Origin of the sequence: Sphingobacterium sp. HSC-15S19 (assembly GCF_050433745.1) — a bacterium.
Lineage (GTDB): Bacteria > Bacteroidota > Bacteroidia > Sphingobacteriales > Sphingobacteriaceae > Sphingobacterium > Sphingobacterium siyangense.
Genome location: NZ_JBNPWQ010000003.1, coordinates 199,431 through 221,697, shown reverse-complemented (window position 1 = coordinate 221,697; position 22,267 = coordinate 199,431). Strand labels below are relative to the sequence as shown.

At 39.2% G+C, this 22,267-nt stretch carries 15 protein-coding genes; 7 read left to right on the top strand and 8 right to left on the bottom strand.

The genetic code is table 11. The features are described from left to right. Positions 1-49: 49 nt before the first annotated feature. Positions 50-2,665 carry an alanine--tRNA ligase gene (gene alaS, locus L1283_RS04175; protein ID WP_429625803.1) on the bottom strand — a complete coding sequence of 872 codons (2,616 nt, stop codon included), beginning with the start codon at positions 2,663-2,665 and terminating at the stop codon, positions 50-52. 421 nt (positions 2,666-3,086) lie between these two features. Here alaS and L1283_RS04170 point away from each other — a divergent pair, with 421 nt between their 5' ends. From L1283_RS04170 to L1283_RS04150, 5 genes are all read left to right on the top strand, one after another. After that, positions 3,087-3,935 (top strand): universal stress protein, encoded by an 849-nt coding sequence (locus L1283_RS04170; protein ID WP_341832710.1) that lies wholly within the window; start codon positions 3,087-3,089, stop codon positions 3,933-3,935. A 10-nt stretch (positions 3,936-3,945) separates the two neighbouring features. Next, positions 3,946-4,788 (top strand): universal stress protein, encoded by an 843-nt coding sequence (locus L1283_RS04165; protein ID WP_341832711.1) that lies wholly within the window; start codon positions 3,946-3,948, stop codon positions 4,786-4,788. A 90-nt stretch (positions 4,789-4,878) separates the two neighbouring features. Continuing rightward, on the top strand, positions 4,879-6,213 hold the full coding sequence (locus L1283_RS04160) for an OmpA family protein (protein WP_075991683.1): 1,335 nt from the start codon (positions 4,879-4,881) through the stop codon (positions 6,211-6,213). Between the two features lie 144 nt (positions 6,214-6,357). After that, a complete protein-coding gene (locus tag L1283_RS04155; protein ID WP_286736433.1) occupies positions 6,358-7,689 on the top strand; it encodes an OmpA family protein in 1,332 nt (443 codons plus the stop codon). A 206-nt stretch (positions 7,690-7,895) separates the two neighbouring features. After that, entirely contained in the window at positions 7,896-9,254 is a 1,359-nt protein-coding gene (locus L1283_RS04150) for a S41 family peptidase (RefSeq protein ID WP_429625801.1), read from the top strand. 5 nt (positions 9,255-9,259) lie between these two features. Here the strand turns inward: L1283_RS04150 and L1283_RS04145 are convergent, their stop codons facing one another. The 6 genes from L1283_RS04145 to L1283_RS04120 all read right to left on the bottom strand — a co-directional run bounded on the left by L1283_RS04145 (position 9,260) and on the right by L1283_RS04120 (position 17,314). Further along, entirely contained in the window at positions 9,260-9,574 is a 315-nt protein-coding gene (locus L1283_RS04145; protein ID WP_429625799.1) for a hypothetical protein, read from the bottom strand. Between the two features lie 78 nt (positions 9,575-9,652). Next, positions 9,653-10,456, bottom strand: coding sequence for a hypothetical protein (locus L1283_RS04140; RefSeq protein ID WP_429625798.1), 804 nt, complete (start codon positions 10,454-10,456; stop codon positions 9,653-9,655). A 56-nt stretch (positions 10,457-10,512) separates the two neighbouring features. Next, a complete protein-coding gene (locus L1283_RS04135) occupies positions 10,513-11,868 on the bottom strand; it encodes a hypothetical protein (protein WP_429625797.1) in 1,356 nt (451 codons plus the stop codon). Between the two features lie 220 nt (positions 11,869-12,088). Beyond that, positions 12,089-15,442 (bottom strand): TonB-dependent receptor domain-containing protein, encoded by a 3,354-nt coding sequence (locus L1283_RS04130; RefSeq protein ID WP_429625796.1) that lies wholly within the window; start codon positions 15,440-15,442, stop codon positions 12,089-12,091. A 163-nt stretch (positions 15,443-15,605) separates the two neighbouring features. After that, positions 15,606-16,568 (bottom strand): FecR family protein, encoded by a 963-nt coding sequence (locus tag L1283_RS04125; protein WP_429625795.1) that lies wholly within the window; start codon positions 16,566-16,568, stop codon positions 15,606-15,608. Between the two features lie 131 nt (positions 16,569-16,699). Next, positions 16,700-17,314, bottom strand: a complete 615-nt coding sequence (locus L1283_RS04120; RefSeq protein ID WP_429625794.1) for an RNA polymerase sigma factor — start codon at positions 17,312-17,314, stop codon at positions 16,700-16,702. A gap of 263 nt (positions 17,315-17,577) precedes the next feature. On the opposite strand from L1283_RS04120, the gene L1283_RS04115 reads away from it, so the two are divergent. Next, entirely contained in the window at positions 17,578-19,455 is a 1,878-nt protein-coding gene (locus L1283_RS04115) for a DEAD/DEAH box helicase (protein ID WP_075991675.1), read from the top strand. Positions 19,456-19,632: 177 nt separating this feature from the next. Next, positions 19,633-21,399, top strand: a complete 1,767-nt coding sequence (locus L1283_RS04110; RefSeq protein ID WP_429625793.1) for an AMP-dependent synthetase/ligase — start codon at positions 19,633-19,635, stop codon at positions 21,397-21,399. 59 nt (positions 21,400-21,458) lie between these two features. Here L1283_RS04110 and rlmB read toward each other — a convergent pair whose 3' ends face one another. Further along, complete coding sequence (rlmB, locus tag L1283_RS04105) at positions 21,459-22,247, bottom strand: 23S rRNA (guanosine(2251)-2'-O)-methyltransferase RlmB (protein WP_046672182.1); 789 nt, start codon at positions 22,245-22,247, stop codon at positions 21,459-21,461. Between the last annotated feature and the right edge of the window lie 20 nt (positions 22,248-22,267).

Here is a 22,267-nt window from a genome sequence, read left to right as displayed (position 1 = left end):
TATTTATATCCTAGTTTAGCTAAGTAGCCTGTTCAACTACCCCTAAAATTTATTTCAAGAAATCTATTGCTCGCTCAATGGCACCTTTTAATCCGGCGGGGTTCTTACCTCCAGCTGTTGCGAAGAATGGCTGACCACCGCCACCACCTTGGATATCCTTAGCCAAATCACGCACAATATTACTTGCGTTCAACCCTTTTTCTTTGGCCAATTCGTCTGATATGACAACGGTCAAACTTGGTTTACCATCAAATTCAGCGCCGATAACCAGAAACAAGTTATTAACAGCCCCCTTTACCGCATAAGCCAAGGTTTTCACCGCCTCTGCACTCGGTAGATCGACGATTGTGGACAAGAAATTAATCTCGCCGACCTGCTGGATCTTTGCTTCCAGATCTGACTTTAACGCTAAGGATTTTTCTGTAATACTTTTCTCTACCTCTTTTTTCAAAGCACCATTCTCATCGATGATTTTACCCAGTGCAGAAACAAAATCTTTCGGATTATTCATCAGCTCTTTCAGGTGGTGAACCAATTCGAAATGCTCACGGATAACAGCTGCAGAGCGAGTTCCAGTAATTGCTTCTATACGACGTACACCAGCCGCTACAGCAGATTCAGAAACAATTTTGAAAAAACCTATTTGCCCCGTTGCTGTAACATGTGTACCACCGCACAATTCTTTAGAATATTGATCTTCGAAGGTGATTACACGAACAAAATCGCCATACTTCTCACCAAATAGTGCTGTTACGCCCGAATCCAATGCTTGTTGATAAGGGACATTTCGTTCCTCCTTCAGTGGAATATTTTCACGAATTTTGGCATTGACAATATCTTCCACCTGTTTGATCTCCTCTTCTGTCATTTTTGCAAAATGAGAGATATCAAAGCGCAAAATATCAGCGTTGACCAACGATCCCTTTTGATTCACGTGACTTCCCAACACCTGCTTAAGGGCAGCATGCAACAAATGGGTTGCGGAGTGATTGTTTTCAGTATCGATTCTTTTGGTTTTATCGACCTGTGCAACAAATGTTCCTTTTAATTCCAGCGGCAATTTGTTTGTAAAATGTACAAATAGACCGTTTTCCTTTTTCGTATCTGTGATATAAATCTTTTCTCCAGTTTCTTCGGAAACCAATTCTCCCGAGTCGCCTACCTGACCACCACCTTCGGCATAAAAAGGACTAACAGAAAGCACCAATTGAAATTGCTCTTTATTTTTCGCAACAACTTTACGGTATTTAATAACCTCAGTAACGGCAGTTAACGTATCATAGCCTACAAATTCAAATCCTTCTTCATCATTTACCACAACCCAATCACCCGTATCTATAGCAGTGGCAGCACGAGAACGGTCTTTCTGAATTTGAAGTGCTTGGTTGAAACCTTCCATATCAACCGTTAAACCTTTTTCGCGCGCTAGCAATTCCGTCAAATCGATCGGGAATCCATAAGTATCATATAATTCAAAAGCAAAATCCCCGTTAATTACGCTGTGGTCCTCCACATAATTTTCAAAACGTTGTACGCCCGTAGATAAAGTTCTTAAGAATGAAACTTCTTCTTCCAAGATTACTTTCTGCACAAAATCCTGCTGCTGGATCAATTCGTCAAATACTCCGGCGAACTGAGCTGCCAATACAGGTACAAGTTCATTGATAAAAGGAGCCTTAAAGCCTAAAAATGTATACGCATAGCGTACTGCACGACGTAAAATACGACGGATCACGTAGCCAGCTTTATTGTTGGATGGCAGTTGACCATCGGAAATTGCAAAACTAACCGCACGAATATGATCAGACACTACCCGCATGGCAATATCAGACTTTTCATCTATACCATATTTTATACCTGATTTCTCAGCAATAAAATCAATGGTAGGCGTAAATACATCTGTATCATAATTGGAGGTCTTCCCCTGTATACATCGCACCAAACGCTCAAAGCCCATTCCCGTATCCACATGTTTAGCTGGTAACGACTGAAGTGAACCATCTTTCAACCGATTAAATTGCATGAAAACAAGGTTCCAGATCTCAATTACTTGAGGGTGGTCTGCGTTGACCAAACTCTGCCCTGAAGTCTGTACGCGCTCTTCCGTACTACGCATATCGAAATGGATTTCGGAACAAGGTCCACAAGGCCCTGTCTCGCCCATTTCCCAGAAATTATCTTTTTTGTTACCCAGGAGAATTCTATCTTCACCAATCCATTCTTTCCAGAAATCGAAAGCTTCCATATCACGTTCTAAGCCTTCTTTTGCATCCCCCTCAAAAATAGTGACATATAAACGATCTTTGTCTAATTTATATACTTCTGTCAACAGCTCCCAAGCCCAAGCAATAGCTTCTTTCTTAAAGTAATCACCAAAGCTCCAATTTCCCAACATCTCAAACAACGTATGGTGGTAGGTATCGATCCCTACTTCTTCCAAATCATTGTGCTTTCCGGAAACACGCAAACAACGTTGCGTATCGGCAACACGCGGAAATTTGATGGGTGCTTCACCAAGAAACAAATCTTTGAATTGATTCATCCCCGCATTGGTAAACATTAATGTCGGGTCATTTTTTACAACTACTGGTGCTGAAGGTACTATCTGATGCCCTTTACTTTTAAAAAAGTCCAGAAAGGCTTGACGAATTTCTCTACTTGTCATTTAATTATCTAAAAATATGTGCAAACTTACTCAAAATTGGTAGGTTATGCAATGTAGAATTCCATATATTGACCTTGAAACGACTGTTTTCTCTAAACGAGCAAAAATCAATATTGACTTTTCAAACAAAAAAATCAGGAGATAACATACAGACAATTAGGGTACACTTATTTTAGATATGACAGAAATCACAAACTGATATTAAATACAACATTTTAAAAGTGTTATTCGTTATTCATATTTGTCTAAAGCGAGTCAAATTCAATACGTAAAACAAAAAAAACTATTTGACTTAAGGTCATTCACAATTACATTTGTTTTATTACATTTGATAGTAAAATAGGGAATCTAGTGCACTTTCACGCACATTCCCTATATGCAAAATATATAAGATTAGATTTTGTAGATTAAATTCCTTCTAATGAAAAAAAACATTCTACTACCGGTAGATTTTTCGGCTCATTCTAATAATGCTGTAAATTACGCAGTGGACCTTGCCCTCGAAAAGGGGTATTCTCTCCACCTTTATCACAATTACACTTCAGCTTCAGCAGTGTTTGAGGAAGAAAACAGCCGTAACGAGGCAACTTCCCAAACATTCAAAGCTGATATCCTTATCAAAAACCTAGCAGAATCAATAAAATTACAACATCCTGCACTTGAAATAACCACCCAATGTGAGCGTGGTATGATAACAGAAACACTACCGGAATTTGCCACTCCTGATCGATTTGATTTTGTTATCATGGGGACTAAAGGCATCACCAATGACGATAGCCAACTTATTGGCAGCACGACCTATGTCATTAGCAAAAAAGCCAAAATACCTGTCTTGGCCATCCCAACTGAAGCGTCCTTTACACCTATTGACAAAGTTGGCTTACTGTCTAATTTTAAAGAAGAAGAGGTACAGACCGTGCAGGATTTTGTCAACATTATCGGCAAAGACTTTGAACTAAAACTTATGCATGTTCACTACGATCATTCATCAGAAAACAGAATCGAAGACAAGCTTGAAGTATGGAAATATAAGATCAAAAAATATATTGGTGTGACCAATATTGCTATTGAAGTGGATTCAATACAAGGCGACATTGAGGACTTAGATACGGTTCCGGAAGTGATTAATGAGATGATCCATGAGGAAAAGATCAACATATTATTGGTGACACGATCGAGGAAATCGTTCTTTGAACGTGTTTTTACGCGTTCCGTTGCAAAAGCATTATTTAGTCACCCCTTAGTTCCAATATTTTTTACTAAAGCATAACCTTATAGCCATGTCTAAACTATTAATACCAGTAGATTATTCCGAAAACGCACGAGTTGCCGCATTTTATGCAGCTCAAATTGCGACGACAACAAATGATGAGATTACACTCTTTCATTCGTTCACTTCGCATATCAACAAATTTGCAAATGCGAAGCATTTAGTAGACCCAACCGAGGGAGAAGCTCGTCATCAGATGGAAAAACTTGTAGCCGAACTTCTACAGGAATATCCTTCGCTTAAAATTTCTACCTTATTTGCCAACGGTATTTTGGCTGAAACACTGGATAAACAAGAGATAAAAGAGGTCTATCAAACGGTGATTATGGGTACAAAAGGAGTGACCGGACTTGAATCTGTATTGATTGGAAGCAATACATATGATGTCATTAAAGAGTCAAAGATCCCTGTTCTAGCCATCCCAAAAAACGCGATTAAATTCAAAAATGACAACATCGCTCTATTGACAAATTTCAAACCCGGTGAACTTGAAGTGCTTAAACAAGCGATACCATTATATGGGAAAAATTTCCATTTACAGCTCATACATATCAATAAAAACGAACTAGAAATCAATATATTAGGAGAAAAACTTGAAAACTGGATTGAACAGATTATTGCTGAAACTGGTATCGAGGATATTTCCTATATCATCAAGTCGCCAAGTTATTTTGCAGGTTCACGAGAGAATATTGCTAACGGTATCCATACCATTATCCGGGATGAAGATATCGATGTTATTTTGATCACAAAAAGCAGAAAGACTTTTTTCCAAAACATTTTTACAGAAAATATTGTTAAGCATCTGGCTTTTGAAATTGAGGTGCCAAACTTTTTTGGGCGAGTAGAGTAACCAAATAATTTTTGGCAAATTTATTGCAAGAGTGTTCAGTGAGTTAATTTAACAACAGTATTATAGTAGATAATTTTACAAACACGCATTATGAAAATTAGCCTTAAAAAATCAGGATTACTTGTTGCGGCAGGAATTTTATCCACCGCATCCTTTGCGCAAAGCACAAAAGAAGCATCTATTGAAGGCACAACTCCATTAGGTTCGGCAACACAATATAGAACCTGGTCTATCGGTGTAGGGGCCGGTGTAACAAGCTTGCAGAATATCGCCAAGTTTAACAATGGTGGTTATGACAAACTAGACTGGAATTTAGGATATAGTGCTTATATCAAGAAACAAATCTCGCCATCATTCGGATTAAAAGCAACTTATTTTGGCGGAAAGACAGCTGGTTATGATAACAGCGACAAGCAAACTGGATTCGAAACCAAAACTCCTTGGTCAGTTGCCTTATCAGGTGAGTTTTTAGCAGCAAACACGAATTGGAGATTTTTCAACAGTTTTATTAAACCTTATGCATCGATTGGTGTTGGGGTAATGAATGCTGAAACTGCTGCAATCGCTGGTGGTAACAAAGGTGAATATGGAGATTCTTATTCTAAGATCTATGTTCCCGCAGATTTTGGTTTGAAATTCGCTGTTGCCAAAGGTATTAACTTTGAATTGGGATACCAATTGAATTGGGCAAACCAAAGATTTGACAACAGAACAGTTGATCAACAATATAAAAATGACTTATTTACTTACGCACATGCCGGCTTAGAGTTTGCCTTAGGCAGCAGCAGCAAACCTGCGTTGAATAATTCAAATCCTGTCGCAACCCTTGTGAATGACTATACAGTAAAATACGATGATCTAAAAGCTCAAAATGATGCATTGAATGCTAAAAACCAAGCTTTGCAAGGTCAATTGGACGGTCTAAACAATGATCTAAAAGATGACGACGGTGACGGTGTTGCCAACAAATATGATAAATGTCCGGGCACACCTTCAGGTGTTCAGGTTGACGGATCAGGTTGTCCAATTGTTGTGAAAAACGAAACCAAAGTTGTTGAAAAAGTAGTCGTTACCGAAGCCGATCGAAAAGTTGTTGCTGAAGCGATCAAAAACTTAGAATTCGATTTAGGTAAAGCAACGATTCGCTCCACTTCGTATGCAACATTGAATAAAGTTGCTGCATTATTGATCGAGAAGAATTTTAGTTTAAAACTCGCAGGTCACACCGACAATACAGGTTCACGTGAATTAAATATGCGTTTATCTAAAGAGCGTGCAGAGTCTGTAAAAGCATATTTAGTATCTCAGGGTGCTAACGCGTCGCGCATCGAAGCAACTGGATATGGTCCAGACCAACCGATTGCATCCAATAAAAACGCAGCGGGTCGTCAACAGAATCGCCGTGTTGAATTTACACTTTATTAATAACTAACAAATTACACTAATAAAAAGGTGTTTTTAATAGAAACACCTTTTTATTTACCAAATATCATATTTCAACTACAAACCTATAGTGAATTTAATTTTTAACTTATTACTTTTGCATCGGTTTATACAAACACAAATTATATGAAACTAAAATTACAATTAGTACTTGCTCTAGCATCAGCGGGCTTATTTGCCAATAATGCAATTGCTCAAAATGCGAAGGGATCATCCATTGAAGGAACAACACCATTTGGTCCGGTTACGCAATACAGAACATGGTCTATTGGTATCGGTGCAGGGGTGACTAATCAAACCAATATTGCTGGTTTCAACCGTGCAGGTTATGAAGATTTGGCATGGAACCTGGGTTACAGTGCCTATATTAAAAAACAAATTTCTCCTTCGTTCGGTATTAAAGGAAGTTATTTCGGAGGTAAAACAGGAGGTGCTTTCTTAACGAAAACAGCAGATCAGTCATTCGAGGCAAAGACCCCTTGGTCAGTGGCCTTATCTGGAGAGTTCCAAGCAGCCAATACCAACTGGAGATTCTTTAACAGTTTCATCAAACCTTATGCATCAATAGGTGTTGGTGTGATGAACAGCAAAACTACGTTGACGACAGGAACAACTTCCCAAGAATCGGATGGCATTTCCAAAATTTACGTACCATTGGACATGGGACTTAAATTTGCTGTTGCCAAAGGGATCAACTTCGAGTTGGGTTATCAGTTAAATTGGGTTAACCAAAACTTTGACGGTATTCAAGGTGGTCAATATAAGAATGACTTGTTTACTTACATCCATGGTGGTTTAGAATTTGCATTGGGTAATGGTAGCAAACCGGCTTTGAACAATTCAAATCCAGTAGCGACCTTAGTTAACGACTACACATTGAAATATGATGATCTTAAAGCACAAAATGATGCTTTAAATGCTAAAAACCAAGCACTACAAAATCAATTGGATGGCCTAAACAGTGACCTGAAAGATGATGATGGCGATGGTGTAGCTAACAAATATGACAAATGCCCAGGCACACCTTCAGGTGTACAAGTAGACGGTGCAGGTTGTCCAATCGTTGTGAAAAACGAAACTAGAGTGGTTGAAAAGGTTGTTGTGACAGAAGCTGACCGAAAAGTCGTTGCAGATGCCATTAAAAACCTGGAATTCGATTTAGGAAAAGCAACCATACGTCCTACGTCATACGCGACATTAAATAAAGTAGCCGAACTGTTAATCGAGAAAAATTTTAGCTTAAAACTAGCTGGTCACACCGATAATACAGGTTCCCGTGAATTGAACATGCGTTTATCAAAAGAACGCGCTGAATCGGTAAAAGCTTATTTAGTATCTCAAGGTGCTAATGCATCACGTATTGAAGCGACAGGTTATGGCCCTGACCAACCGATCGCATCAAACAAAACCGCTGATGGTCGTCAACAAAACCGTCGCGTAGAGTTCACGCTTTATTAATCGATATTCTTTGATTCATACAAGCCAAAGGCATCACTTCACGTGATGCCTTTTTTATTACTCCTTTTCTTATCGAAATCTTATTCTTTGATAAGGTAAACGTAAAAGGATCCCCCTATTTAAAATAAATCAACATTTGAGCAACAAAAAGATAACTTCCAAACAAACAACATAACACGTATTTTTAATAAAGCAAAATTTAAAAAATGCGTAGACCCCATGCTCTTGTATTGGCTTTCTTTTCGTTGATTTTTTCCTCTTGTGAAAAGGATCCATCACTTCACCAACCCGGCTCAAATGAAACCATCAACCAGTGGACATTAGACCAAATGAAACGCTACTACTACTGGAATGATAAAATTGGATCAACCCAAGATTACCAACAGAGTCCAGATTTATTTTTCAAAAGTATCCTATACCCCGAAGATCATTTTTCCACTATCTTACAAACCCTAAATAGTGATACCTATGGAAATACGCTAACAAATACTTTTGGATTCGATATGGTACAACTCCAAACAACAGGTAAAACCATCCAACTGATCACCCAGATTGTTCCCTTCAGCGAAGGAGATTTAATGGGACTCAAACGGGGAGACAGCATAAGCCACATCAACAACGAGCCTATCGACCACAGCAACCTGAAATCGCTACTAAGCAAATCCTTGCTTTTACCGGCAATGCATTTGACGCGAAACGATGGCAAAATCTTTCATCTGCCTTCTTCCTATATTTCCCAGCCTGTCCTCTATACCGCTAAACTCATCTCCTCCTCCCCCACGGTAGGCTATATATTTTTAAGTCAATTTGACTTTAGTGGGGCATATTCATTATTGGAAGCGGTCCAAAATTTCAAGTCCCAACAGGTACAAGAACTTATTGTCGATTTACGTTATAACCCCGGTGGACAGGTTGCTTTCGCCTCATTTTGCGCACTCTTATTGGCAGACATCAAGGAAAACGACATTTTTGCCAAATACCAAGGCAACAAAAATATCAAAAATAGAGAAGACAGCTTCGCAGCAGCACTGCAAGGTCAGCCCGATGGCTATTCATTTTCAGCAAAAGATGTTCTAAAACAAGGTTTACATTTAAAAAGAATTTTTATACTCACAGGGCCAAACACGGCATCTGCGTCCGAAATGTTAATTAATGGATTACATCCCTATGTACAGGTTGTACAGGTTGGCGATAAAACCTATGGAAAAGATATGGCATCGACCACGCTATCTACACCTGAGGAAATTCATGGCACTGAACGTGCTTGGCATTTGATTCCCATGATCTATAAAATATACAATAAAATGGGACAAGGAGATTATAGCAACGGAATTACTCCTTCTACCAAGATCGACGAGTTTGCCTTTTTACCTTTGACCCCAATAGGTGACACCAGAGATCCATTGATCCGGGAAGTGTTACGAACAATTCGTGATAAAGACACCAGAGTCAAGGGCACTATCAATACAACAGAAAAGACGAACATTTTATCCCCAAAATATAGAGGAAGTACTTATCAGGTAATACCTATCGAAGTGAGTACAGAGGATAAGACCGAAAAATAATTTTATCAGTGGGCACAAGAATTTAATGAGGTGATGATCATACGTAGATCGGCTCCAGTCTGTCCATTTTTGGCTAATTTGCGAAGAGAAGGAGACAAGATTTTCGAACGAATGGTTCGCTCCTTCGATTCATAGTACTGTACGATGTCTTCCAGCTGCTGCAACTGTTCCAAATATTGCCGATAAAGTTCATTCAGCTCCGCCATTTCATTCCTTAAGGATAGCAGCGCAGCCGCATCAACGGACTGATCTACATCTCCCTGAATTTTCAGGGAGATAGCAAATAAATTGCGATGTTTTATAGCATTGATGCCTTTCATAATGACTATTTTTTTGAATTAATGGTTTACCATTGATGTAAGTGTTGACGGGTATCTGTGCTTGTTTTGTAATGAGTTTTATTTCTGTAGCCAGATATTATCCAAACCATAGCCTATCCCTCCAATTTCTGAGAATGCATCAACATCAAAATATGCATCGGATTCTTTTTGAGGGAGATATACAATACCGATATCTACCGAAAAATTAAAAAACAAAAAGACTTTTTGTCCATCTATAAGGATCGGTTTTAAATCCTTATCTAATACTTGCGCCTTTGGCACAAAAGTAGCGTCAATCGGTATTTTGATAAATTCTTCGGGAATTTTATCTGATATCAAGTCGGTAATCAGGATTGGATTTTCGTCATACTTGACCATATCCATTCCCCAACTTTCATCATAGACAGGCTTACCTTGATAAACCGCCAATCGAATTGGCTCACCATTAGGTGAAATTGTTTTATTATAATTTAAGATCTTTACTTGCCTCACACGCGGAATCGATTCAACATCATCTCCCAAGGGATTTGGCCCAACAACGAGTGACGGATCAATGGGACTTTTACTATGTACACCAAAGGTATTTAATCCTGATTTGAGCGGAAGCCGTTGCTCTAGGACGACCTGATCATTACTATTATATGCAACGACCGATGAAGAATCGGCATCTTTATTTCGTATAAAAATAAAATTAGCATCGCTTGGATTAGCAACTTTTCCATCTATCGTTACTCTTTTTACATCCACCGACGCAGTGCTATAGGATCTAAAAGCAATCCGGGCCAATTCTTCAGTTTCTACAATAGGTTCACCTTTTTGACAGGAAGACAATAGGGATCCAATCCAAAGGGCTATAAAACAGAGAAATAAATTTTTAATCATCTATAAAGGATAAAGAAGTGAGCCATTGCATGGCTCACTCAATTAAATAATCAATATTAATAAGTTTTTGGAGCAAATTGAGTCCAGTTTGCAGTCCAAGGAGCAGTTGTCGGATGGAATGCACCTTTATAAGTTGTACTTCCATCACCATATGCAGGTGAAGTTGACAATGGTCTTAAAAAAGCAGGATTAAATGTAGATGTTGTTGGATAAAAAATATTTCCAGCTCCTGCTAAATTCAAATATGTCGTTGCATCTGTTGACACATTTGTTTGGTTTCCTGTAGGTGTAGCACCACTGAATGCCGCAGTATAAGCATGTACAACATTACCTGTAAAAGTACCTGTTGCACCATCCTGAAATGCAGCACCTGTGGCATAACCTGCGATAATCGAATTTTGAATATCATACTGTGAAGCTCTTCTCCAACGGTTACCAAATTTCAGCTTAGTCGTAGCTACACTAGCATCTTTAATACCCAAGAATGTGAAATTTTTCAATACCGGACGAGTCTTAGGTGTCGCTGCATATGGCGCTGTACCTTCGTTATCCGACTCCAAACCGTTTGAATCCGAGCTACCGCTTGATGTGCTATTTGTTGAATTAGGATCCTTTAATGATAAGGCATATTGAATTGTTCCAGTGTATCCATGATCGAAATCAAAGTCATCATCGTCATTCGATAATGCAACCAAGTACTTCGCATTTACAGTACCTCCGAAGAATTCGAAGCCATCATCTTTACCCCAGGATACTTGAATGTTTTCTAGGGTAGTTCCGCTACCAACACCACCTAGCGTTAATCCATTGATTTCATTGTTATCGTTCAAGTTGTAACCGGCAAATTCAATACGCACATATTTCAATGAACCTGAATTGTCTGCTGGACTAGAACCACCATAAGATACATCTGTTCCTATTGGTTGCGGTAATCCTTCGATTTTTGTTGTCGCAGGCTGGTTTGTTGTTGCTGATCCCAATATGATCAATCCACCGAAATCGCCAGGATTGCGGGATCCAGATGCATTCGGAGAAGTAAACACGATAGGCGATGCAGCAGTACCATTAGCGATCAATTTCGCTGTTTTTGGAACAACTAATACTCCCTTAATATCGTGTGTTTTTCCAGAGACATTATCAGTGTAGGCTTTAGTATTACCAGAAGTAATGTAAGTACCCGCTTGAATTGTCAATGTCGCACCCGGCTTTACGAAAGCAACTCCATCAATTTTCCATACGGTATCTGCAGAAAGCGTAGTTTTAGTAATAATACCGGCAGCATCTGTTGGGATCTTTGCCTGAGGTTTGTTTGGCAAACCAGCATTCAAATCTGAATTAGGTCCTACGTTGTCTTTGTTACAAGAAGCTAATGCGATTGCGCATACGCTTGCTACTGTTAAGATTTTTTTCATTTTGTGTTAAATAATTACTAGCTTTGCCATCACAAGATCATTTTTTAGACTATGCATCCCTATGGGATAGCATTTCATAAGGTTGCATAGTTGTTTTCAATCACCCGTTTTCTGTATTTTTCTATTTTACTTCCCTGTTGTGCGACTTGGACAAACCCGGAACTTATGTACATTATTGAGGAGTGATATGAAACTGCCTCGCGCAGATAGTTTTATCTTATTAAAAATTGTATGTCAATGAAAGATTAAATCTTCTTCCATCTTTTTTTCGATAGGTTATAATATCCCCATCAGCTTTATTGTATCTATTGTCCCCTTTAAATTTTTTGATTGTATAAATTCCATTTTCATTTCCGACACTGTATCCCTCTGTATTCTGATAATAGCGAGTCCAATCATCTAATAGGTTCGCCATATTCAACTTAGCTTCTAATTTATTGTTGAGAAAACGTTTATATATCTGCAGGTCCAGTTGCTTAGGCGCTAATTCATATTCCACTCTATTGGGATCAATGGAAGTAATATTCGTTCTGTATCCTCTATGGTTATAACTAACCGTCGTTCCGAATGAATTTCCCCAATAGCCAATTCCCAAATTCAACAACCATGGTGATTGACCGATCAAAGGACGATCCTGACCGGGAGAACGATCTTTAATCCGCTCAGGCAACTCCTTTCCGTCAACAATCTTATACTTCCACGAACTCAATACATTTACTTTGGAGCTTAAAAGCGTTGCATTCGCTGAGATAAAAAAATTTGTTAACCAATCTTTATCACCTATAAAACTTAAATTTTTACGAATTTCAAATTCTAACCCATTATTTTTAGCAGATTCCATATTATTAAAGACATAATAGGCCCCACCCGTAAATGATTCATCTTCGACCAGTTCAATGGGTTTATCCAGATATTTATAAAATCCCGTTAATGATATAATTTCTCCCGGACTTGGGTACCATTCCAACCGCAGATCTACATTATCAATAAAGGTCGATTCCACATTATCCCCTGAAATAATCGCATCCAGTTCAAAGTCATAAAATCCAAAAAAACCTGTTTCTCGAAAATCTGGACGGATTGCAGTTTTTGAATAGCTACCTCGAACATTAAAGGTATTAGTAACACTATAAGTGGCATTAATGGATGGTAAAAATTTCCAATTATTTTCACGCACAAGCAATTTATATGCTATAAATTTATTTTTGTCATCATTCGGATCACCATTCTGTTTTCTAAACATTTCGTCCTGACGATTTTTTAGGTTATAATATTCAGCACGAACACCATACACCAAGCGCAATTTATTCCATAATTTCTGATCCAACATAAAATATCCTGCGTGCGATTGCATACTTCCGTCATATACATTTCCGCCAATAAGCTCGGGATAATAATAAGCCTGACCAATGCCGTTGCCAATATTTTCCGACGAAAACAACACATCATAAGGCGCTTCGATAGCAGGTGCTGCGGTTGACGGATCATTAGGCATATAGGAACGCGTAAAGGGCAACAAACGAAATATGGATAAATCTCGCTTCTTAGACCAGCCCTGATAACCAACTTTAACCAAAGTACTGACAGATCGTCCTTCTCCAAAAATGCGGGAAAATGCCATTGCCCAATTATAATCATCCTCATTGATCTGTGTCCACATACGGGAATCTTTTCCCAGCACAGATGAATTTGACCATCCTGAAAGATTTAACAAATTTGGAGTCTGAAATAGATGTTGATCATCGAATACAGTAGTCAATCTATATCTCAATTTCCGCTCATCTAAAATCTGTTGTTTGATTTTATTATAGGCAAACATGCCTTCCGCTTTAATTTTCCAAGGCAATTTATATTCGCCGCTTAATTGATGCTGTTGTAAAGACATTGCTTCAGGCAGCTGATACTGATTTTTTGTTGGAGCATTACTTAGGTCTGCAAAGGCCGCTCGAATATTTTCATTATAGGAGTTGTTATAAGTACGGGCATATATATTTTTGAATGCGAGCTTAAAATCCTGCCCTTGTAACCCAAAATTCGCAACTAACCCACTACTACTATTAAAACGATAAGAAGTACCCGCTCCATTTAAACCGACTCCTGTACTGTCAATATAGTGTGCTCCATTAATAGCGGATCCTCTCACATTATTGAAGGCTACAATATTTTGTTCATTTCGAATATTCGCAGAAGCAGAGAAACCAAACAATAATCCATTTGAAAGATTATATCGTCGCCCCAATGCAAACCGAAAATTTTGGTTGGGATTGGCTTTATAACGATATAGTTTCATAGCGTCTGCATTGACCTGTTTAGATTGGGATATTGCATCAATGTCATTATACTTGACATCTGAACCCGGCATTAAAAATTCTTCATTTAACTTTGGATCGTCCAGTACATACCCAGGGGGGGCATCCAGACGTCGGGCTTCACCATTCCAATACCAAGGCAATATCCCCTCAGGTTGTTTTGAAGAAGAATGATTAAAACCAAAAAATTCCGATGCTTTCCGCTCCCCCAGCCGATAAAAGTCTTTGCCAGTTGTGCGGGAATTACCACCTATCCCATATTGTATTGTCGTAAAATTCTTCTCCGGAATATCCAATGTATTTACCGAAACCTGTCCGCCAGAAAATTCAGCGGATACATCCGGTGTTGCCGTTTTATTGACCACCACCGAGCTCACCATTTCTGTCGGTATAATATCAAAGGAAAAATCCCGTCTATTCTGCGAAGTACTCGGAATCACCACACCGTCCAACATGGCCTGATTGTAGCGGTCGGACATCCCCCGCACAATGACGTTCCGGTTATTAACAGTGGTCAATCCGGTAACACGTTTTAAAACCTGCCCCATATCATTGTCCGGTGTACGTGCGATCTGTTCGGCGGATATTCCGTCCGTCACCGACGCTGCGTTTTTTTGCGCCGCATAAAGACCGGCTACGGAAGCTTTTTTAAACGATACATTGACAACTGCCGTCTCTAGCGCATTTACCTGCGTCTTCATGGCAATGTTTAACCCTGTCCGTTGTCCGGACTGTATTTTGACCCCTTCAATACGTTGGGTCTGGTAAGAGAGGTAACTGACTTCCAATATGTAGGTTCCCGGTTCAGCATTCAAAAGATAGCTCCCATCGATACCGCTCTGTGTTGATTTATTGGTACCGATCAGTTTGATGCTGGCATTAGCCAAAGGCTGACCGCGATCATCAATAACTTTACCTGAAATATACCCATTCTGCTGTACCGGTTTTTCGACTAATGTAATATAGACACTGTTGTCTTGAGCCATCAGGTCAGTCTCCCTGAGCAGATAACGCATGACATCGCGGACACTATTACTTTTAAAAATTTTGGCATTTATCTTTTTCTCTGCCAGATTATATTTCGCTGCATCGAAAGCGATATGTATATTTTGGGATTCCAAACGTTCGAAAGCCGCCGGAATATTAGATTCACTAAAAGAAACTGTAATCTTTTTATCGAGTAACTGCCCGTATGCGACCGAAGCTAAGAGCATTTCGGCCGACACGATCGAAAGAAATAGACCTACCAACGATGTCCTTATCATAAACTTAATATCGTTTTGCGTAACGTATTGCTTAAATTTCATAAATTTGTATGCGTATATAATATCTCTTAAGTTGTTGTATATGTTATTTATACCATCTCCAAATGGTACATGATGCAGAGTTGACGATGGCCGTCGTCAGCTCTCTTTTTTTATTCCCGAATTAGTAAATATGCACTATCCTGCCCTCCTTCCTTGATTTGTTGTGATGAATTGCTTTGATACTTTCCAGGGTTGCCGTCCAGGACAGCTGCTTTGATATCGGCATACTATACCGTTGTTGGGCAATCCGCTGATCGTCAGTTTTAATATCCACATCATAGATACTTTTGACCGCCAGTGCCAATTCTGCAAAACTGCTTTGCTTAAGATAAACTCTTCCCTCAATCCAGCTATTCCGTGTCGTCAGATCAAAAGTCTCCTGATGACTATTGTGGTTATTTTTGGTATAACGGATCTGTTCGCCACGGGTCAGTACACCCAGCGGATTGTTATTGGCAGTAACCTGCACTTTACCTGTAAATACGGACACCGATATCTCATCCAATTCCGCATAGTTTTTCACGGTAAAGGAGGTCCCCAGCACCCTTGTCTGTATTTGTCGGGCATTCACCACAAAAGCTTTTGAGGAATCTTTCTTGATCTCAAAATAGGCCTCTCCAGCCATAAGTTCCACAACTCGATCACGCCTATTGTAAGAGACGGTATCCAATTTAATTTTGGAATATGCGTTCATTACAACGGTTGATCCGTCGGCCAAAAATATCCGCTTACGTTGTGAGGCCCCTGTTTCAAAAATCCGGTAACCGGGTTTTAAATTCGCTTCTCTTTGGGAGAAATTCAGATCATGCTGTTTTGTCCAAAATAAAACGCCAACACATAACAGTAGACTTGCCGCAACCGCTCCGCTCCAGTAGATTATGCTCCGACCCACTGATTTTTTAGACGCAGTACTTCCAATACGTTGCTGTATATTATTCCATAATCGAACCTCATCTATCTCCCCTTCAGAAAGTTCTTCCCGATCAAGCGTATCATACCAGCGATCAATCAGGGACCTCTCAGCCTTGTTCGCATTATTATGCTGGTATCTATAGATTAAGGATTCAAAAATTCTTCTTTTCACTTTTTATGCCTGCTGTTTATATACAAGTCTGCAAAAAAGCCCCAAAGTACTTCAAGAAATAGTTAATGTTGTATGAAAGAATTGTTAAAGGATCAAAGTTCAGAAAATAGGAATATGGCAAGGTGGGTAAGCTACTTAGCGAGCTCGTCTATCATAAAGACCAAAAGAAGGCTAAAACTACCGTTTTGAACATGTTGATAGCCCAAAATAGCTTTCCGTAGTCGTTTGGATGCTTCCGTAAGATTATTTTTGACCGTTTGCTCAGACAGCCCCGTACGCATGGCTATCTCTCGAATGGATAAATATTCCCATTTTAATAAAAGCGCTTGCCGCATATTCTGTGGCATAATTTCCAGCTCTTCCTCCAACAACTTCTCAAGGGCTAAATACGTGTTGAGATCCTCTGGATGCTGCTGCACATAGTCGAATATATGTTTACTCCAGTGCTCCAACAATCTGTCTTTGGCTTTATTGGAATTAAAGAAATCTATAATTTTATATTTGAGCATCCCTTTCAAATAGGCTGGAAGATTCATTTGGATGTCGATTGTATGCCGCCTTTCCCAAAATTGGACAAACAGCTCCTGTAGAATATCCTCCACATCCTGTCGGTCTAGGATCCGACGGGCAGCGTGCTGATAAAGATCTTTCCAGCAATAGCGATACAATTCCTCATAAGCAGAAGTATCGTTAAACTCTTTAATAGCTTGTAGCCAACGCTGATGTACAACTGGTCCTTGATTCATGCTAATACCAAAATTAAGGTTGAGATATTAAGTTTCTATTAATAAATGAATAAAGAAACTGTAGGTATATAAAATAGTTTCACATTCGAAATAATACTTTTCAAAGTGAGCTAAATCTATATAACAGCGCTCAATTTATTATCACCTGGTATAAAAGAATCAGATTCCCTTAAAAATCAATTATTTAAATTATTTGTTTATTCCAATATTATTCTTACCTTTGCAACGCCTTAGGCAATAGTGCCTATTGTATAAAATATTTCATGAACCCATTTTTAGAACTGGGAATCCGTGAGGAAGTTGTTAATGCCATCTCAGAATTAGGTTTCGAAAAACCTTCTGAAATTCAGGAAAAAGCCATTCCTGTTTTATTGACTGGTAACGACGATTTTGTCGGATTAGCCCAAACTGGCACAGGAAAGACCGCGGCATTTGGTCTTCCATTATTAGAGCAATTAGACTTTTCTCAAAAACACCCACAGGCATTAATCCTTTGCCCTACTCGGGAATTATGTTTACAAATCTCAAAAGATTTAGAAAAATTTGCTAAATACGTTGACAACGTACATGTTGTTGCTGTATATGGAGGTGCAAATATCTCAGACCAGCTACGTCAAATTAGACGTGGAGTGCAAATTGTAGTAGCGACCCCAGGTCGTATGTTGGATATCATCGGCAGAAATGCGATTGATTTTTCAAATGTAAAATATGTTGTATTGGATGAAGCGGATGAGATGCTCAATATGGGCTTCAAAGAAGACATCAACAACATTTTGTCAGAAACTCCTGACGAGAAAAAAACTTGGTTATTTTCGGCGACAATGCCTTCTGAGGTACGTCGTATCGCAAAGAATTATATGACCGATCCAGTTGAGCTTACTGTGGGTACAAAAAACACCGGTAATGCCAACATTGAACACCACTATTATTTGATCAAAGCAAAAGATAAATATGCTGCGTTCAAACGTATTGTGGATTCAAACCCTGATATCTTTGGTATCGTATTTTGTCGTACAAAAATCGAAACACAGGATATCGCTGAAGCGTTGATTAAAGATGGTTACAATGCAGATTCATTACATGGTGATTTATCCCAACAACAACGTGATAAAGTAATGAAACGTTACCGTGACCGTAGTTTACAATTGTTGATCGCAACAGACGTAGCCGCTCGTGGTATTGATGTAAGTGATGTAACTCACGTTATTAACTTCTCTTTACCTGATGAAACAGAAAACTATACACACCGTTCAGGCCGTACAGCCCGTGCAGGTAAAACTGGTATTTCACTTTCTTTGGTAAACGTAAAAGAACTAAGCAAAATCCGTCATCTTGAAAAGATCATCGGTAAGCCTTTTGAGAAAAAACAAGTACCTCAAGGTGCTGAAGTTTGCGAAAAACAATTATTTTCTATCGTTAAAAAGATTGAAAATGTTGAAGTAAACGACGAACAAATCAGCCCATTCTTGCCTGCAATTATGGAAAATTTGGAGTCACTTTCAAAAGAAGATATCATCAAAAGATTCGCTTCTCTTGAGTTCAACCGTTTCTTGGATTATTACAAAAATGCACCTGATTTAAATATCGAAGCGCGTGACGGTGGTCGTGAAGACCGCGGTGATAGACGTGATGGTCGTTCACGTGAAGGTTCAAAAGGCTACACGCGTTTATTTATGAATTTAGGTTCAGTAGACGAATTCTCTCGTGGAGATATGTTGGGCTTCATCTGTAACAATGCGAATATTTCAGGAAAATCAATCGGTAAAATTGATTTGAAAGGCGTGTTCACATTCTTCGAAGTTCAAGATGCAGAAGTAGAAAAAGTATTCCAAGGATTCCAAGGTGTAGATTACAACGGTCGTCAAGTACGTATCGAAGTATCTGGTGAAGCAAGAGGTGAAGGTCGTAGCGACCGTGGCGGAAGAAGCCGTGGTGGTGATCGTGGCGGAAGACGTGAAGGTGGATACCGTGGTGGTGATCGCGGTGGAAGACGTGAAGGTGGATATGGTGGCGGCGAACGCAGCGGAAGACGTGAAGGCGGATTCAGTGGTGAGCGTCGTGATCGTGGCGAGCGTAGCAGCAATGGCGGCGGCTTCCGTGATTTCTCTGGAAAACGTAAAGAATCAAAAAGCAAATACTAATCATTAGTACTTAGCATAAGAGTTAAAGACTCTGGTACAAAAGCGATCAGCTTGAGATGCCAGAGTCTTTTCTTTTATTTCCCCTCCTAACAGTACAGGCACTAATATCTCCTGCCAATATAATAGTCTCTATAAAAAAGCGTAAATTGGCTGTATTATACGAACTGGACTTCTAACATGCCAATAGTAGCAACAAGATTATTTGATTTAGCATACCTGCAATATAGTATTGCCCCGGATTTCCCAATGTTTTCTTTCAGAAAAGATAACGAATGGGTACAAGTAAGCAATACTCAATTTATTGAACAGATCAACGAGACATCTAAAGGTTTGATCGCATTAGGCGTTCAGCCTGGAGAGAAAGTAGCATTAATTAGTGAGAACCGCATCGAGTGGAATATCCTTGATTTTGCCATTCAACAAATTGGAGCTGTAGTAGTCGCCATCTACCCTAATATTTCAACCTTAGATTACACGTATATCTTCAATCATGCCGAAATCAGGAAGTGTATTGTTAGTTCAAAGACACTATACATAAAGATATTAACGATACAAGATAATTGTCCGCAACTAAATGCTATTTACAGTCTAGACAAAGAGGATGGTCTAAACCATTGGCATGACTTCGTTTCCAAGGGCGAGATCATTACAGATGAAACGCTAAACCAACTACGTGATGGTATAAAAACCGATACATTGGCGTCCATCATTTACACCTCTGGCACAACAGGAAATCCCAAAGGTGTTATGTTGTCTCATAAAAATTTATTGGCAGATACGTTGAGTAGTGAATATTCCTTTCCTGTCGAACGAGGTGATCGTGCCCTCTCCTTTCTTCCAGTTTGTCATGCCTATGAACGCGTATTCCAATATGTATATATGTACAAAGGTTTGACAATCTTCTTTGCTCAATCGATGGATACGATAGGTGAAGATTTTAAATCCGTTAAACCACATATTTTTTCCGCTGTACCTCGTGTATTGGAGAAAGTTTATGAGAAGATTATGGCTACAGGAGAGCAATTAACAGGAGTCAAGCGTAAGCTATTCTTCTGGTCCTTGAGCGTCGGCGAACAATACAAACTGGAGGGACGTACATGGTGGTATGACTTTCAACTGAACATTGCCCGTAAATTAGTTTTTTCAAAATGGCGCGAAGCATTAGGTGGTGACATCAAAGGGATTGCCTCCGGGAGTGCTGCTTTACAGGAAAGATTAATCCGTCTGTATATGGCAGCAGGGATTCCAATATATGAAGGTTATGGCCTCACTGAGGCGGGACCATGTATCGCTGTAAACTGCTATAAACGAGGTATGAAAATTGGTACTGTAGGCTTACCGTTAATTAATATCGAAATAAAGCTTGCTAACGATGGAGAAATATTGACTAAAGGCGAGAATAATATGATTGGCTATTATAAAAATCCAGAGGCAACAGCAGAAGCGATCAAGGATGGCTGGCTTTATACTGGGGACATTGGCCAATGGGTAGACGGTAAATTTCTTAAAATTATAGACCGAAAGAAAGAGATGTTCAAGACTTCTGGAGGAAAATATATCGTTCCGCAGCAGATCGAATCTAAACTGGTCGAATCTTCATTTATCGAACAGGCTATGGTACTTGGAGAAGGCCGCAAATTTCCTGCGGCGTTGATTGTTCCCAACTATAATAATCTTCTAGAATGGTCAAGAAGTGCTTTTCCCGCCCTTGCCAATCTTTCTAGACTAGATTTTCTAAATAGCCCAGAACTGAAACAGAAAATGGGATCGGAACTCAACCGTATTAATCAAAATTTTGGCAGCTGGGAACAGATCAAGAAGTTCATCATAGTTCCCGACGAAATGACCGTTGAAACCGGTGAATTGACACCGACGTTAAAAATGAAAAGAAAAGTTATCTTGCAAAAATACGAACAAGAGATTGAAGATATTTATCAAAACTAGTCTACAAAAAAGCCTTTGTCAAAAACAAAGGCTTTTTGTAATCAACTAAATTATATTCTTTATTTTTTAACAATCCGTTGACGAATCGCTTCATAGATCACTACTGCGGCCGACACAGATACATTTAACGAACCTATTTCACCGTACATTGGTATCTTGGCCAGGTGGTCGGCAATACGAATTAGGTCATTGGAAACACCAACGTCCTCTGCCCCCATAATTACACAGGTTGGAGCTGTATAATCCACATCGTAAATGCTCGAGGTTGTTTTTTCTGTACTGGCAACTAACTGCACACCTGAATCAATCAAAAATTTACCAACTTTGGACAAGCTATCATGGCGACAGACAGGGATTTTATAAAGTGCTCCAGCAGATGTTTTAATGGCATCAGGGTTAACCTCAGCTGAGCCCTTTTTAGGGACAATGATGGCATGTACTCCAGAACATTCCGCTGTACGTGCAATAGCACCCAAATTGCGCACATCTGTCACTCCATCCAACATCAGAAGTAAAGGAGTTTCACCTTTTTCATAAATCTGAGGGAGAAGTTCTTCTATATCATGATAGGTAATTGGAGAAATAACCGCAATTACACCTTGATGATTTTTACGTGTTATGCGGTTTAATTTTTCAATTGGCACCTGTTGAGAAGCGATATTATGTTCCTTTAACAAGGCTTTCAATTCTAGAATCAAACTGCCGCTCAAACCGCGTTGTATAAATAATGACTCGATCTCTTTACCACTATCGATTGCTTCGATGACAGCACGAATACCAAATACCATCTGATTCACTTCACGTCTTTCCCCGTGGTCGCGATCACGTCTCTGAAAATTTCCTTGCATAATAAATACTAAATATTTCC

What these genes read in the sequence shown, in the direction of transcription:
- L1283_RS04140 (WP_429625798.1), bottom strand. Translation starts at nt 10,456, where the DNA reads ATGATTAAAAATTTATTTCTCTGTTTTATAGCCCTTTGGATTGGATCC.
- L1283_RS04135 (WP_429625797.1), bottom strand. Translation starts at nt 11,868, where the DNA reads ATGAAAAAAATCTTAACAGTAGCAAGCGTATGCGCAATCGCATTAGCT.
- L1283_RS04150 (WP_429625801.1), top strand. Translation starts at nt 7,896, where the DNA reads ATGCGTAGACCCCATGCTCTTGTATTGGCTTTCTTTTCGTTGATTTTT.
- alaS (WP_429625803.1), bottom strand. Translation starts at nt 2,665, where the DNA reads ATGACAAGTAGAGAAATTCGTCAAGCCTTTCTGGACTTTTTTAAAAGT.
- L1283_RS04110 (WP_429625793.1), top strand. Translation starts at nt 19,633, where the DNA reads ATGCCAATAGTAGCAACAAGATTATTTGATTTAGCATACCTGCAATAT.
- L1283_RS04160 (WP_075991683.1), top strand. Translation starts at nt 4,879, where the DNA reads ATGAAAATTAGCCTTAAAAAATCAGGATTACTTGTTGCGGCAGGAATT.
- L1283_RS04115 (WP_075991675.1), top strand. Translation starts at nt 17,578, where the DNA reads ATGAACCCATTTTTAGAACTGGGAATCCGTGAGGAAGTTGTTAATGCC.
- L1283_RS04170 (WP_341832710.1), top strand. Translation starts at nt 3,087, where the DNA reads ATGAAAAAAAACATTCTACTACCGGTAGATTTTTCGGCTCATTCTAAT.
- L1283_RS04130 (WP_429625796.1), bottom strand. Translation starts at nt 15,442, where the DNA reads ATGATAAGGACATCGTTGGTAGGTCTATTTCTTTCGATCGTGTCGGCC.
- L1283_RS04165 (WP_341832711.1), top strand. Translation starts at nt 3,946, where the DNA reads ATGTCTAAACTATTAATACCAGTAGATTATTCCGAAAACGCACGAGTT.
- L1283_RS04120 (WP_429625794.1), bottom strand. Translation starts at nt 17,314, where the DNA reads ATGAATCAAGGACCAGTTGTACATCAGCGTTGGCTACAAGCTATTAAA.
- rlmB (WP_046672182.1), bottom strand. Translation starts at nt 22,247, where the DNA reads ATGCAAGGAAATTTTCAGAGACGTGATCGCGACCACGGGGAAAGACGT.
- L1283_RS04155 (WP_286736433.1), top strand. Translation starts at nt 6,358, where the DNA reads ATGAAACTAAAATTACAATTAGTACTTGCTCTAGCATCAGCGGGCTTA.
- L1283_RS04145 (WP_429625799.1), bottom strand. Translation starts at nt 9,574, where the DNA reads ATGAAAGGCATCAATGCTATAAAACATCGCAATTTATTTGCTATCTCC.